General features: G+C 62.9%; 12 protein-coding genes. 2 read left to right on the top strand and 10 right to left on the bottom strand.

The window, feature by feature from the left end; translation table 11 throughout:
* Positions 1 to 205: 205 nt before the first annotated feature.
* The 8 genes from NCT05_RS28210 to NCT05_RS28175 form a co-directional block, all read right to left on the bottom strand.
* Positions 206 to 1,201, bottom strand: a complete 996-nt coding sequence (locus tag NCT05_RS28210; RefSeq protein ID WP_250503712.1) for a M14 family metallopeptidase — start codon at positions 1,199 to 1,201, stop codon at positions 206 to 208.
* A complete protein-coding gene (locus tag NCT05_RS28205; protein WP_008346965.1) occupies positions 1,198 to 2,670 on the bottom strand; it encodes an NAD-dependent succinate-semialdehyde dehydrogenase in 1,473 nt (490 codons plus the stop codon). Before NCT05_RS28205 ends, NCT05_RS28210 begins: the two co-directional genes overlap by 4 nt.
* 17 nt (positions 2,671 to 2,687) lie before the next feature.
* Entirely contained in the window at positions 2,688 to 3,752 is a 1,065-nt protein-coding gene (locus tag NCT05_RS28200) for a tartrate dehydrogenase (protein ID WP_008346962.1), read from the bottom strand.
* A 95-nt stretch (positions 3,753 to 3,847) separates the two neighbouring features.
* Entirely contained in the window at positions 3,848 to 4,345 is a 498-nt protein-coding gene (locus NCT05_RS28195) for an Lrp/AsnC family transcriptional regulator (protein ID WP_008346961.1), read from the bottom strand.
* A 43-nt stretch (positions 4,346 to 4,388) separates the two neighbouring features.
* Positions 4,389 to 5,798, bottom strand: a complete 1,410-nt coding sequence (locus tag NCT05_RS28190; protein WP_175981466.1) for an aspartate aminotransferase family protein — start codon at positions 5,796 to 5,798, stop codon at positions 4,389 to 4,391.
* Between the two features lie 172 nt (positions 5,799 to 5,970).
* On the bottom strand, positions 5,971 to 6,897 hold the full coding sequence (locus NCT05_RS28185) for a 2-hydroxyacid dehydrogenase (protein WP_175981695.1): 927 nt from the start codon (positions 6,895 to 6,897) through the stop codon (positions 5,971 to 5,973).
* Between the two features lie 6 nt (positions 6,898 to 6,903).
* Complete coding sequence (locus tag NCT05_RS28180) at positions 6,904 to 7,776, bottom strand: GNAT family N-acetyltransferase (protein ID WP_250503711.1); 873 nt, start codon at positions 7,774 to 7,776, stop codon at positions 6,904 to 6,906.
* A 74-nt stretch (positions 7,777 to 7,850) separates the two neighbouring features.
* Entirely contained in the window at positions 7,851 to 9,050 is a 1,200-nt protein-coding gene (locus tag NCT05_RS28175) for a YbfB/YjiJ family MFS transporter (protein ID WP_250503710.1), read from the bottom strand.
* 97 nt (positions 9,051 to 9,147) lie between these two features.
* Here NCT05_RS28175 and NCT05_RS28170 point away from each other — a divergent pair, with 97 nt between their 5' ends.
* The gene (locus NCT05_RS28170; RefSeq protein WP_250458247.1) at positions 9,148 to 10,038 is read left to right on the top strand and encodes a LysR family transcriptional regulator; all 891 of its coding nucleotides are present in this window, start codon (positions 9,148 to 9,150) and stop codon (positions 10,036 to 10,038) included.
* Positions 10,039 to 10,084: 46 nt separating this feature from the next.
* Here the strand turns inward: NCT05_RS28170 and NCT05_RS28165 are convergent, their stop codons facing one another.
* Entirely contained in the window at positions 10,085 to 11,068 is a 984-nt protein-coding gene (locus NCT05_RS28165) for a phytanoyl-CoA dioxygenase family protein (RefSeq protein ID WP_250503709.1), read from the bottom strand.
* 166 nt (positions 11,069 to 11,234) lie between these two features.
* Complete coding sequence (locus tag NCT05_RS28160; RefSeq protein ID WP_175981473.1) at positions 11,235 to 11,858, bottom strand: TetR/AcrR family transcriptional regulator; 624 nt, start codon at positions 11,856 to 11,858, stop codon at positions 11,235 to 11,237.
* A gap of 123 nt (positions 11,859 to 11,981) precedes the next feature.
* Between NCT05_RS28160 and NCT05_RS28155 the strand changes: the two genes are divergently transcribed.
* Positions 11,982 to 14,018 carry an NADH:flavin oxidoreductase gene (locus NCT05_RS28155; RefSeq protein ID WP_008346949.1) on the top strand — a complete coding sequence of 679 codons (2,037 nt, stop codon included), beginning with the start codon at positions 11,982 to 11,984 and terminating at the stop codon, positions 14,016 to 14,018.
* Positions 14,019 to 14,024 lie beyond the last annotated feature (6 nt).

Here is a 14,024-nt window from a genome sequence, read left to right as displayed (position 1 = left end):
AGCTGCTTTCTTTGCTTACTTTCTTTGCAGCAGCAAAGAAAGTGAGTGCCGCCCCGCACAGGGGCAACGCTAATAGACCGACGCGAAAGCGGGATCCGGCGACTACTGGAAGGAAAGTGAGTGCCGCCCCGCACAGGGGCAGCGCTGATAGACCGACAAGTACACGGGATCCGGCGACCTCACATCACAACCGTAGAACAGCGCTTCAACGAGCAAAACCACCTGCAACTCGAATGCGCCGTTCGACCTTGCCGAGCCGCACGACCGTCACGCCCGGACGCAACTGCCGCAGCGACGGCATCACGAGCATGCAATCGTCATAGGGCGTTTCGACCGCAACGCCCTCCGCCCAGCCGATCACGCTGCCCGCTTTCGGAAACACTTCGAGCCCCGTGTAGGCATCGGCGAAACGGAAGTCCATGCTCCTGGCTACGACCGGTTCCGTCACACGCACAACGAGCATTTCCTGCGGCGATGGCTGAACCCATCCGGCGGGCAAGTCTTCTTCGTCGATCACGCCGGATAGCAAAAGAAAGCGCGCGGTCACGTCGCGCGCGACGGTCACGGCATTCGCTTCCCAGTGCTGTCCGCATTCGATGAGCAACGCGTTCTTGTCGCTCGACGGATCGCCGAAGCCTTCGTAATCGCGCATGCGCCGTCCTTCCGGATGACCTTCGTCGCAGATCACGGTCGCAGGCGTGCCGAGCCTCGCCGACAAGTCGATGCCTTTATCGAGCGGTCCCGCGACGATCAACGGCTTGCTCTTCTCGTGCATCGAATGAAGATCGAGCAGAAGGTCCACCGTATCGATGACGGGCCGCATCGCGCGGGCGCGGCGCAGCTCGCTCGAATCGCGCGACATGTCATCGAGCGCTTGCGCGGTCCATACGCGATTGAAGTCCTGATCGACGAAGCGCGATGCATCGGGCTTGCTCGCATCGAAACGCGCGTAAGCATCGACGTTCGCGAACGCGAGCGTGAGCTTGCCGCGCCGCGGGCGCAGTTCGGCACGCAGCAAGGCATCGACGACGATCGCGCCGCACACTTCGTTGCCGTGCGTGAGCGCGTTGATCATCACATGCGGACCGTCGATGCCCGAATCGAACGTATGCACATACGGCACGCCCGCGTTGCCCGAGGCATGCGCGCCGATATCGGGGAACGCGATCTCGATCGGGTATGCGTTTGAATGCGCGTTCATTCGAGCCCGCCCTGGCAGAGATATTTGATCGAGAGGTAATCGTCGAGGCCGTACTTCGAGCCTTCGCGACCATAGCCCGATTCCTTGACGCCGCCGAACGGCGCGGCCTCGCTCGCAATCGCGCCTTCGTTGATGCCGACGAGTCCCGATTCGAGCAGACGCGATACGCGATCGATGCGCTTCAGGTTCTGGCTATAGAAGTACGCTGCGAGGCCGAAAGGCGTGTCATTGGCGGCGCGGATCGCCTCGGCTTCGTCGTCGAAGCGAAACAGCGGCACGACCGGGCCGAAGGTTTCTTCGCAGCTCAACTGCATGTCGGACGTTGCATCGGCGAGCACGGTCGGCGCGTAATAGTTGGGGCCGAGTTCCGCGAGACGCTTGGCGCCCGTCAGCGCGCGTGCGCCGCGCTTCAACGCGTCGTTTACATGACGCTCGATCTTTTCGACCGCGCGCGCGTTGATCATCGGGCCGATCTGCGCATCGGAATCAGTTGCAGGCGCAACTTTCAATGCGGCGACGCGCTTCGCGAGCAGGTCAGCGAACTTGTCATACACGGACGACTGCACATAGACGCGATTCGGGCACACGCAAGTCTGTCCGCCATTGCGGAATTTCGATGCCATCAATCCGGTGACGGCGGCATCGAGATCGGCATCGTCGAATACGATGAAAGGCGCATTGCCGCCGAGTTCCAGCGACAGCTTCTTCAACGTGCCCGCCGATTCCCGCGCGAGATACTTGCCCACCGGCGTCGAGCCGGTGAAGGTGATCTTGCGCACGCGGCCATCTTCGAGCCAGTCGGCGACCGCGTCCTGCGCGTTTTCGCGCGATGCGCTGATGAGATTCAACGCGCCCGCCGGCACGCCCGCTTCATGGGCGAGCATCACGAGCGCGAGCGCCGTGAGCGGCGTATCTTCGGCCGGCTTGCCGACGACCGTGCAACCCGCCGCGAGCGCGGGCGCGATCTTGCGCGCAATCATCGCGAGCGGGAAATTCCACGGCGTGATCGCAGCGACGACGCCGACCGGTTCCTTCACCGCGCTCATGCGCTTGCCGCGTTGCTGCTGCGGAATGATGTCGCCGTAGATGCGCGTGGCTTCGTCCGCGAACCACGCGACGTAAGACGCGCCGTACATCACCTCGCCGCGGCCTTCCGCGAAGGGCTTGCCCTGTTCGAGCGAGATGAGACGTCCGAGCGCATCGGCATGCTCGACGATCAGCGCGTGCCAGCGATGCAGGACCGCGGCGCGATCTTTCGGCAGCGTATCGCGCCACGCGGGGAAGGCGCGCGCGGCGGCATCGGTGGCGGCGCGGGCATCGGCGGGGCCGCTGTCGGCCACTTGCGCGATGACGTCGCCCGTCGCGGGATCGGTGACGGCGAAGCGTCGGCCGCTTGCAGCGGCAACCCATTTGCCGTCGATGAAGTTATCGGCGCGAATCAGATCGCTCAGTTCATATCGTTGCGTCATGATGGTCTCCAGAAAAGTCAGGCGAGCATTTGCGCAATGGCCGCGCCGACTTCCGTCGTCTTCGCCTTGCCGCCGAGATCGCCCGTATGCGGACCTTCCTTCAATACCGCCGTGATCGCGGCAAGCATCGCATCGTGTGCTTCGCGTTCGCCGAGGAAGTCGAGCATCATCGCCGCCGACCAGATCATCGCGACGGGATTCGCGATGCCCTTGCCCGCGATATCCGGCGCGGAGCCATGCACCGGCTCGAACAACGACGGGAAGTTGCGCTCCGGATTCATGTTGGCCGAAGGCGCGATGCCGATCGTGCCCGTGCAGGCCGGACCGAGATCGGAAAGAATGTCGCCGAAGAGATTGGTGGCGACGACCACATCGAAGCGATCCGGGCTCAGTACGAAGCGCGCGCACAGAATGTCGATGTGCTGCTTGTCCCACTTGATCTCGGGATACTGCGCGGCGATTTCGGCGGCGCGCGTATCCCACCACGGCATGCTGATCGAAATGCCGTTGCTTTTAGTTGCGACCGTAACTTTCTTCTCGCGCTTTTGCGCAAGATCGAATGCGAACTTCAACACGCGCTCCGCGCCCTTGCGCGTGAAGATCGACGTCTGCGATACGAACTCGCGTTCGGTGCCTTCGAACATCGTGCCGCCGACCGATGAATACTCGCCTTCGGTGTTCTCGCGCACGATCATGAAGTCGATATCGCCCGCCTTGCGATTCGCGAGCGGCGAGGGCACGCCATCGAAAAGACGAGCGGGGCGCAGATTGATGTATTGATCGAACTCGCGCCGGAATTTGAGCAGCGAGCCCCACAGCGAGATATGGTCCGGAACGGTATCGGGCCAGCCGACCGCGCCGAACAGGATCGCATCGGCATCTTGCAACTGCGCCTTCCAGTCGTCCGGCATCATCTGGCCGTGCTGCGCGTAGTAATCGCAACTTGCCCATTCGATATGCCGGTACTCCAGTTCGATACCGAAGCGCTTGCTCACCGCGTCGAGCGCGCGCACTGCTTCGGGCATCACTTCCTTGCCGATGCCGTCGCCCGGAATCACGGCAATACGATATTTGCTGGACATGTGCTACTCCGCGTGAAAATGATCGACGATAAAAAGCACGCACGTGCATAAAGCGCGTGCGTCCGTTGAATGCATGAGAATGAGAGGCGCGCGCCTCAGTGATGGTTCTGCGAGAAGAGCGTTTCGAGCGGGTAATGCGTCTTCACGAACGACGTCTTGATGATGACGTAGCTGAAGTACTTCTCGATGCCGATGCCGCGCTCCAGCAGCCCTTCGATAATACTTTGATAGTGACTCACGCTGCGCGTGACGAACTTGAGCAGATAGTCGTAACCGCCGCTCGCGAGATGACATTCGACGATCTCGTCGACATCCTTCACGGCATTCACGAAGTTGATGAAGTCTTCGCGGCGATGATCGGCGAGCGTGACTTCGGTGAAGACCACCTGCACGTCGCCGAGCTTTTCGAGCTGAATCTGCGCGCCATAACCGACGATATAACCCGCCTTTTCCAGCCGTTTCACGCGAATCAGGCAAGGGCTGGGCGAGAGGCCGACCGCATCGGCGAGTTCCACGTTCGTGATGCGCCCGCGCTTCTGCAATTGCGAGAGGATACGCAGATCGATTCGGTCCAGCTTGCTGTCGGTGCTCATCGCGGCGGGTTCGGTCTCGCATGTCGGCGGTCGGTCGATGTTATCACGCAGCCGCGCGCGAACTAAAGCCCGATGCGCCTTTCAATGCATCGCGCACGTCGCTTTGCGCGAGTACATCGTCGAGTGTCTTCGTGAGGCGCTCGAACAGCATGTCGAAGTTCGCTTCGGTATAACAAAGCGCGGGCGCGAAGCCGAGAATGTTATCGCCGAATGCGCGGAACACGAGGCCGTTTGCATAAGCTGCGGCGGCAATGCGGTCGGGCAGCTTGAGCGATGCATCGAAGCCGCGCTTGCTGTTTTTATCGGCGACGAGTTCGAGCGCGCCGAGCAAGCCGCGATGCCGCGAATCGCCGACGAGCGGATGATCGAGCAACGCATCGAGCCCTTGCGCGAAACGCGGCGCCAGCGACTGCGCATTCGCGAGCAGGCCGCCTTCGTGATACAGCCGCATCACTTCGAGGCCGATCGCTGCGCTCACCGGATGCGCCGAATACGTATGTCCATGACCGATGACCGCCGACACATCTCCGCCATCCGCGATGCCCTGGTAGACCGCATCGGACATGAGGACCGCGCCCATCGGCGCATAACCCGCGGTGAGTCCCTTCGCGACCGTCATCAGATCGGGCTCGACGCCTTCGCCTTCGCACGCGAAGAGCGGGCCAGTGCGGCCGAAGCCCGTGATGACTTCATCCGCGACGAAGAGGATATCGAGCTTGCGGCACGCTTCGCGCATCGCCTTCAGCCAGCCTTTGGGCGGCACGATCACGCCGCCCGAGCCTTGAATCGGCTCGCAGAAGAATGCGGCGACGTTGTCCGCGCCGAGTTCCGCGACCTTGGCTTCGAGCGCTTGCACCGAAGCGGCGATGAGCGCGGCGTCATCGGCGTAATCGTTGCGGTACGCGTACGGCGAAGGAATGTGATGCTGCGTCGGCAGCGGCAAATCGAAGTTGCGATGGAACGCAGGCAACGCGGTCATGCCCGCGCCGATCGACGACGATCCGTGATAGCCGCGTTGCAGCGCGATGAAATGCTTCTTCGACGGACGGCCCGTCGCGTTGTAGTAGTGCGTGATGAAGCGCAGCGCGGAATCGACGGCATCGGAGCCGCCGAGCGTGAAGTACACATGTTGCAGCGAAGCAGGCGCGAGCTCGACGAGCTTCGCGGCGAGTTCGATGGCAGGCTCCGAGCCGAAATGAAAATAGCCCGTGGCGTAGGGCAGTTTCGCCATCTGCTTCGCGGCGGCCTCGACGATGCTCGCGTGTCCATAACCCGTGTTCACGCACCACAGGCCGGAGAACGCATCGAGCAGTTCGCGGCCTTCGATGTCGCGCAGGAACACGCCATCGGCGGAATCGAGCACGGTGACGCCGCGCGCTTCATGCGCGCGATAACTGACGACTGGATGAATCAGATGCTTACGGTCGGACTCGACAAGCGACTTGATCGACATGATGCGGCTCTCTCTTCGCGAAGGGGGCGGAATGGCTCTTGACCGTTTCATACTATCGGCAGAGCCGCATCGCGTGCATCGCCAAAAAAATCGCCAAAAAGCGAATCCGCAGCGTTTTGCGGGGGGCGCGCAGCATTTTCTGCTGCGGCCTTCGCGGTCTTTGCCCGACGATTCAATAGCCGCGCGTGCGGTCGATTTCGCCGATCATGCGCTCGCCCGCGCGATGACGGCGCAAGTTCTCCAACACCATTTCGACGGCGGTTTCGGGCCGCGTGGCGCTCGCGATATGCGGCGTGAGACGCACACGCGGATGCGTCCAGAAAGGATGCTCGCGCGGCAAGGGCTCGGGATCGGTGACGTCGAGAATCGCGGCGTTCAGATGCCCGCTATCGAGCGCATCGAGCAGATCCTGCTGGATCACATGCGGACCGCGCCCGACATTGATGAACGATGCGCCCTCCGGCAAGGTCTCGAACACGCGTTTGCCGATAAGCCCGCGCGTCGCATCCGTGAGCGGCAGCAGGCACACGAGGATATCGGTGCGCGCGAGAAACGCATCTAGCGATGCCGCGCCCGCATGACATTCGACGCCTTCGATCTCATGCGGCGAACGGCTCCAGCCCGCGCAATCGAAGCCGAACGCACGCAGCGTGTTCAGCACGGCGGTGCCGAGCATGCCGAGACCGAGCACGCCGACGCGCCGCGTCGAAGCCGCGCGCACCGGCATCTCGCGCCACACGCGCTCGCGTTGCTGCGCGGCGTAATCGAAAAGATCGCGATGAATCGTGAGCACGGCTTGCGTCACATACTCGACCATGCCTTCGACGATGCCCGGCTCCGTCATCCGCACGACCGCGACATGCGGCGGCACGCCGGACAGGTCGAACTGATCGATGCCCGCGCCGACCGAGAAGATCACGTCGAGATTGGGGAATGTCTGCATGACATCCGCGGGCGGCTGCCACGCGGCGAGATAGCGCACGGCATTGGCATCGCCGATATCGGGCCATACGCGAAACGGCACGTCGGGCGCTTTCAGCGCGAAGTGCGTGGCCCATTGCTTGCCGCGTTCGGGATCGGCTTTATAGAGGATCGTCATCGGCGTTCAACCCAGCGCCTGGTTGATGATCGCAAACTGCGCTACCGATGCGTCACGCGGCGGCGTGCCATTGCGCGCCATCTTGATGACGGTATCGACGCGTTTCATGCCGATGCTTTCGAGCCACGCCGACAAGCCGCTTTCATCGGGCGTGTCGATGCGCGTGAACTTGCCTTCCTCATGCGCGAGCCAATGGGCGATGAGCGCTTGCGCGCGGCGCGCGTGCTGCGCGTCGGCGGTGACGGAGACCACCGGACCGATCGCATGGCCGCGCCCGAATTCGCGGATCAGTGCGAAGCCCAGCACTTCGCCGTCGCGTTCGAGCACGATGCCGTCGGCAACTTTCAGCAGCGCAGGCAGGAGCGTGCTTCGATCGAGTCCGCTTGCGCGCGATGCAAGCGCGACGAGTGCATCCGTATCGCGCGGATCGATCGCACGCAGGCGCTCGCCTTGCGCGAGATCGATGCGCGGCACGGCGAAATCGGCGGATTGATGCTGATGAATCGCACCGATGCGCGCGAACCCGAGCTTCGCGTAAAGCGGCTCGCCTGCGGGCGTCGCGTGCAGCACGGTGATGCGCTTGCCGAGCGCTTCGAGCAGCAGTTCCATCAGCTTGCGGCCGATGCCTTTGCCCTGGCAGTCCGGCGCGACGATCACCATGCCGAGCGATCCGCCATCGTCGCCGTACTTCCAGCACAGCGCGGTGCCGACGACACGCTCGCCTTCCTGCGCGATGAAGCCCGCGCCGGCGTCGAGCACGAAGCGCCAGTCGTCGGCGCGATGCGGCCATTTGACTTCGACCGAAAGCGCGTGAGCGGCGGCGATGTCATCGGCGGTGAAAGGGCGATACAGCAGAGTGGATGTTTCGGCAGCGGACACGGCATGCTCCACGTCAGAGGATGCCCGCCACTGTGACACGCGGCCCGCGCGCGCGGATAGGACGATCCTGTTGCTTACGCGGCGCTTGCCTTGTTGCGCATTCCGAGCCACGTCAATCCGGCCGCGCCGAATCCGAGCGCCGCGACCGCGATCCACAGCGCGATGGAAAACGATCCGGTGTGCGCGGCGATCGGTGCGGCGACGAGCGGTCCCGCGATCTGACCGAGCCCGTATGAGGCGGTCGCGTATCCCATCAATCCGGCTGCGGCTTCGCCACGCAGACGGCGCGCTTCGCGCATCGCGAACAGGGTGATGGCCGTGAACGGCAAGCCCAGCAGCAGACTGCCGATGCCGAAGCCGAGCGCGCTCGGAAACACGATGCCGAGCAAGATGCCGAGCGCCTGAATCAGATAGCACGCAGCGCAAAGCAGCCGGTTGTCCCACGACAGCGGCAGCCGCGCGGCGACCAGCGCGCCGGCGATCAGCGCCAGTCCGAAGGCAGGCCAGAAGAGATCGGGCCACGGCGAGCCCGGCAAGGCCTGTCGCGCGATGACGGGCAGAAACGTCGCGGTGATGATGTAGCCGAATCCCGCAAGACCGTAAAGGCCGACGAGCCCGATCGAATCGACGCGCGCCGATGCGTTCGCCACGCTTTTGGCGGCATGCGCCGGGCTGCGCGCGACCGGCGCCCGATGCGCGAACGCCTGCCACACGAACACGCCCGCCACCGCCGAGCAGAGCGCGAATCCGATCCATACCGATGGCGCGGGCACGCCGAGCGCCGCGGCGGCCGCGCCGAGCAAACCGGTCGCGACGATGCCCACGCCCGGCCCCGCGTAGATGACGCCGGCGAGACCGTGCGCATCGAGTTCCGCGAGCCGGCGCAATCCCCATTGCGACGCGAACACGAAGGCCCACGCGCTGACGACGCCCGCCGCGAAACGTATCGCGGCCCACATCCAGAAGAGATGGATGATGCCCATCGCGAGCGTCAGCGCGATGGTCCACGCGAGCGCGAGACGCACCATGCGCGCGTGATCGATGCGGATCGCCGCGCACGACAACGCGCCGATCAGATAGCCGGCGTAATTGGCCGATGCGAGCCAGCCGCCGTGCCGGATATCGAGCCCGCCGCTGTTGAGCATCAGCGGAAGGAGCGGCGTGAAGGCGAACCGGCCGACGCCGAGCGCCACCGCCAGCACGACGGCGCACGCGAGCGCGGCGTTTCGGGCGTGATGCGCGGGCAGCGGCGAAGCGTGAGCGTGCGAGGCCATGAGTCGGTCGGCGAAGAAGGGATAAACCCCATCGTAGCTTGACCGATCCATCTTGAAAAATGAATAATCGAGATGCGATCAATCTTCGGAAAAGATCATGGATTTGTCTGCATTGAACATTTTCAGGGCCGTCGTGCGCGAAAACGGCGTGACGCGCGCGGCCGCGAAGCTCAATCGCGTGCAGTCGAACGTGACGACGCGCATCCGTCAACTGGAGGAGACGCTCGGCACCGATCTCTTCATCCGCGATGGCCGCCGTCTCGTGCTGACGCCCGCCGGCGAAACCCTGCTGCCGTATGCCGAACGTCTGCTCGCGCTCGCGGAGGAGGCGCGTCATGCGGTCAGCGAGGATCGTCCGCAGGGGCGGCTGCGGCTCGGGACGATGGAGAGCACCGCCGCGAGCCGTCTGCCGCGCGTGCTGGCCGCGTATCACCAGCGCTGGCCGCAGGTCACGCTCGAACTGACGACGGGCGTGACGCGCGCGCTCATCGACAGCGTGCGTGCGTTCGAAGTCGACGCGGCGGTGATGGCGCGGCCGATCGAGCCCGACACGCTGCCCGCCGAGCAATTCGAGTCCGTGCCAGTGTTCGAGGAGGAACTGACGCTCGTCACGCCGCGCGGGCAGCATCCGTCGACGATGGCGCAGGCGAGCGCCGGCCTCACGCTCATCGCGTTCGAGCGTGGCTGCGCGTATCGCTCATACGCGACGCGCTGGTACGAGCAGCAGGGCATCCGTCCCGCGCGGGTGCTGGAACTGGGTTCGTATCACGCGATCGTCGCGTGCGTGGCGGCCGGTGCGGGCGTCGCGGTGGCGCCGCGCTCGGTGCTCGAACTCGCGCGTCTGGATGACGAAGTGGATCTGCATCCGATGGGCGAATTCGGTCGCATCGACACCTTGCTCGTCTGGCGCAAGGGGCATTTTTCGGCCGCGCTCAACGCGATGCGCGAGCTTCTGGCGGAACGTCCCGATGACGCAAAGGCGGCGTGACGATGTCGTCTGGCATCCGCTCGCTATCGAATGACTCGAGCGAATCTCATTTCACGAGCGCCTTGATGGCCAGTTTCTTTGCCATCTGGAATGTCCTGGGAAAGGTCGTTTCGATGCCCAGCACGACGCGGCTCGATAACCGCTCCATGTCCTTCGGGCAATTGAACGCCATGCCGTTGAACTCGCGCAGATTCAGCGGCTTGATCTTCGACTGGAACTGCAGGAAGCGGTGAGAAACCGGAATGAAATGCGACGTCAGAGAGCTGCGCGAAAATTGCGGACGCGTCGTGCGCAGACTGCCGTGAATCGTTTTCGAATTCCATAGAAGCACGTCGCCCTTTTGCAGGAATGGCGCGCGAAATTCGAGCCGTTGTTCGGAGAGGATCTTCTTGACCAGCTCCTTGTACTGGCCGTGATTGAACGCGACGTCGAAGTTTTTTCCGTTCTTCACCATGTCGATGCGATGACTTTGCGGCACGACGAAGAAACGCCCGGCTCCCGCGTCGATATCTTCGAGCGCGTACCAGCATCCGACCATCGTGCCGATCAATTCGCTATCGAGGTAATACGTGTCCTGATGCGGCCACGTCTCCGCGTTGCCTTCGAAATACATGCTCTGCACGAGCTTGCCTTCTTCCGAAAAAATCTCGCGTGTAATGGCTTTGACAGGCCTGCTCGCGAACGCCTTCACCGCGAGATTCTTGAGCGGCGCGAACGCTACGTCGCCGAGCGACTGAAGGTTGAGCAGCGGATTCATCACGAAGCCGTATTCGTTGATCCGGTTTTTTTCCGGATTCGCAGTGGCCTGCCGGTAGATGTATCCCGGGTACTGCTTGACCGTTTTATCGAATGCATTGCGGATCGAATCGCACGCGGCCCCGTCCACGACGCGGCGCACGACCACATAGCCGTTTTCCTCGTAGTATTGCTTTGCGCCAGCGAGGTCGGTCAGGTCGAACGTGGCCGAATTTTCTTCGACCGTTTCCGGAATTTCTATCTCGGTTCCAATCGGACTGAGGATTTTGTACATGATGGCCCCAAAGGCGGAATAGACCGGCTGCACGCGGACTGAATGTTTCGCACAAGCCTATGCCGGGCGATCGGACTCACGTCGCACCTGACCGATTCCGCCAAGGGATTGGCCTCAAGCGGCAATAAGCTGCAATAAGCTGCAATAAGCGGCAATAAGCGGCCGCTCACTCGAACTCGAAGTTGCGCCGCGAGTAGAAGCGCTGAAGCTCGTGTTGCTGCGGCCGCACGCCGGTGAAAACTTCGACGTATTCCGGAATGCGCGACATGCGCACCGCCATGTCTTCGTGGAGCTTCATCGACACATAGCCGGCCTGCGTGTAATACGCGACGCGCGCGCGGACGTCGGCGGCGCGCGGTTCATAGTCGAAGCGCACGAACAGCGCCGTCAATGCCGCGATGCGTTGCGCATCGTCCTGCGCCATCTGCTCCGCGATCTCCTGCGATTGCTGCGACCAACTGCGCATCGCGGCTTCGAAGCGCGAGTCGAAGAGCGAATCGTCGAACCAGCAGTCGAAGACGTTGAGCATCGCTTCGCACACGCTGTCCGCGTATGCCTCGGTTCGTTCGATCCAGTGGCCGGTGTTCTTCTGCTTCCATCGGCCGAGCAACGCGGCAAGCAGTTCCTCGCGGTCCTTGAAGAACCAGTAAAAACTCGTGCGCGAAAGATTCAGCTTCTTCGCGAGCGGAAGTATGCGGACCGCATCCACGCCTCCTTCGAGAAGCCCTTCGTACGCCGCGTCCAGCCACATGTCGGCGGAGCCGCGCACCGCGTCGAGGGTCTGATCCATTTCGTTTTTTTCCTGTATGCGTTCCGCTGTACACCATTGTCTCTCTACTTGACACATGTGTACAGAGCTTCTACGCTTGATTCACAACCGGCGTTCGTTCCCACTTGCTTCGAAGAGGCGCTCATGTCCACGGATCCGCTGCTGCAGCCCTATACGCTGAAACATCTCACGTTTCGAAACCGGATCATGACGACCTCGCATGAACCGGCTTACGCCGACGACGGGATGCCGAAGGAGCGTTATCGGGCGTATCACGTCGAAAGGGCGAAAGCGGGAATCGCATTGACGATGACAGCCGGCTCCGCAGCGGTTTCGAAGGACAGTCCGCCGGTCTTCAACAACATCCTCGCGTACAAGGACGAAGTGGTGCCGTGGATGAAGGATCTCGTCGACGAATGTCACGAGCACGGCGCGAAGGTGATGATCCAGCTGACGCATCTGGGCCGGCGCACGCGCTGGGACACGGGCGACTGGCTGCCCGCGGTGTCGCCTTCGCATTGCCGCGAGCCTGCGCACAGGACCTTCCCGAAGAAGCTGGAAGACTGGGACATCGAACGCATCGTGCGCGATTTCGCGGATGCGGCCGAGCGCATGAAAGCAGCCGGGCTCGACGGGATGGAGATCGAATCGTATGGTCATTTGATGGACCAGTTCTGGTCGCCTCTGACGAATACGCTCGAAGGTCCATATGGCGGTTCGCTCGATAACCGCATGCGCTTCACGTTCGATGTGTTGCGCGCGATTCGCGAGCGCGTCGGGGAGCGCTTTCTCGTCGGCCTTCGCTATACGGCCGATGAAATGCTCGCGGGCGGCATCACGAAGGAAGAGGGCATCGAGATTTCGATGCGCCTCAAGAACAGCGGTCTCGTCGATTTTCTCAACGTCATTCGCGGGCATCTGGAAACGGATGCCGCCCTGACCGACGTGATCCCGATCATGGGCATGAAGAGCGCGCCGCATCTGGAGTTCGCGGGCGAGATCAGGCGGGCGACGGACTTTCCGACGTTTCATGCCGGGCGCATTCAGGACGTCGCCACGGCGCGCTATGCGATCGAAGCCGGCAAGCTCGACATGGTCGGCATGACGCGCGCGCACATGACCGATCCGCATATCGTGCGCAAGATCATCGAGCGCAGGGAGGACGACATCCGTCCGTGCGTGGGCGCGAACTATTGTCTCGATCGCATCTATCAGGGCGGCATGGCGCTGTGCATCCACAATGCCGCGACGGGCCGCGAACTCGAGATGCCGCACACCATCGCGCCGGCCGCGACGAAGCGCAGGATCGTGATCGTCGGCGCGGGGCCGGCGGGACTCGAAGCGGCGCGCGTCGCGGGCGAGCGCGGGCATGACGTCGTCGTGCTCGAAGCGATGAACGATCCCGGCGGCCAGATTCGTCTCACCGCGCAGAACGTCCGCCGCAAGGAGATGATGGGCATCATCGACTGGCGCATGGCGCAGTGCGAAAAGCTCGGCGTGCGGTTCAAGTTCAATACGTGGGCGGATACGGAAACGGTGCTCGCGGCGCAACCCGATGTAGTGATCGTCGCGACCGGCGGCATGCCGCACACGGAGGTTTGCAGCGAAGGCAACGAGCATGTGGTCTCGTCGTGGGACATCATTTCCGGCGACGTGAAGCCCGGCGCGAACGTGCTCATCTTCGACGATGCCGGCGATCACGCCGCGCTTCAGGCTGCCGAAACGATCGCGCAGGCGGGCGGCAAGGTGGAAGTGATGACGCCCGACCGCTCGTTCTCGCCCGAAGTCATGAGCATGAATCTCGTGCCCTACATGCGCTCGCTGCAAAAGCTCGCGACCACCTTCACGGTGACGTTCCGGCTGGAATCGGTGCGTCGCGAGGGCGGTGAACTGGTGGCGACCATCGGCAGCGATTACGGCGGAGTGACGAAGGAGCAGCGTCACGATCAGATCGTCGTCAATCACGGCACGATTCCGATGGACGAGCTTTACTTCGAGCTCAAGCCGCTATCGAAGAACCGCGGCGCGGTGAATTACGACGAACTCATCGACGGCAGGCCGCAGAGCGGAGAGACGAATCCCGAAGGACAGTTCCAGCTTTTCAGAATCGGCGATGCGGTGTCGGCGCGCAACACGCACGCCGCGATCTATGACGCGCTTCGTCTGGTGAAGGATCTGTGAGCGCGG

The organism is Caballeronia sp. AZ7_KS35 (assembly GCF_023631045.1).
Classification (GTDB): domain Bacteria; phylum Pseudomonadota; class Gammaproteobacteria; order Burkholderiales; family Burkholderiaceae; genus Caballeronia; species Caballeronia zhejiangensis.
This window is presented reverse-complemented; position numbering and strand designations above follow the sequence as displayed.

Excerpts from the sequence above, each read along its gene's own strand:
- NCT05_RS28175 (WP_250503710.1), bottom strand. The coding sequence starts at position 9,050 with ATGGCCTCGCACGCTCACGCTTCGCCGCTGCCCGCGCATCACGCCCGA.
- NCT05_RS28155 (WP_008346949.1), top strand. The coding sequence starts at position 11,982 with ATGTCCACGGATCCGCTGCTGCAGCCCTATACGCTGAAACATCTCACG.
- NCT05_RS28160 (WP_175981473.1), bottom strand. The coding sequence starts at position 11,858 with ATGGATCAGACCCTCGACGCGGTGCGCGGCTCCGCCGACATGTGGCTG.
- NCT05_RS28205 (WP_008346965.1), bottom strand. The coding sequence starts at position 2,670 with ATGACGCAACGATATGAACTGAGCGATCTGATTCGCGCCGATAACTTC.
- NCT05_RS28165 (WP_250503709.1), bottom strand. The coding sequence starts at position 11,068 with ATGTACAAAATCCTCAGTCCGATTGGAACCGAGATAGAAATTCCGGAA.
- NCT05_RS28200 (WP_008346962.1), bottom strand. The coding sequence starts at position 3,752 with ATGTCCAGCAAATATCGTATTGCCGTGATTCCGGGCGACGGCATCGGC.
- NCT05_RS28210 (WP_250503712.1), bottom strand. The coding sequence starts at position 1,201 with ATGAACGCGCATTCAAACGCATACCCGATCGAGATCGCGTTCCCCGAT.
- NCT05_RS28190 (WP_175981466.1), bottom strand. The coding sequence starts at position 5,798 with ATGTCGATCAAGTCGCTTGTCGAGTCCGACCGTAAGCATCTGATTCAT.
- NCT05_RS28170 (WP_250458247.1), top strand. The coding sequence starts at position 9,148 with ATGGATTTGTCTGCATTGAACATTTTCAGGGCCGTCGTGCGCGAAAAC.
- NCT05_RS28185 (WP_175981695.1), bottom strand. The coding sequence starts at position 6,897 with ATGACGATCCTCTATAAAGCCGATCCCGAACGCGGCAAGCAATGGGCC.
- NCT05_RS28195 (WP_008346961.1), bottom strand. The coding sequence starts at position 4,345 with ATGAGCACCGACAGCAAGCTGGACCGAATCGATCTGCGTATCCTCTCG.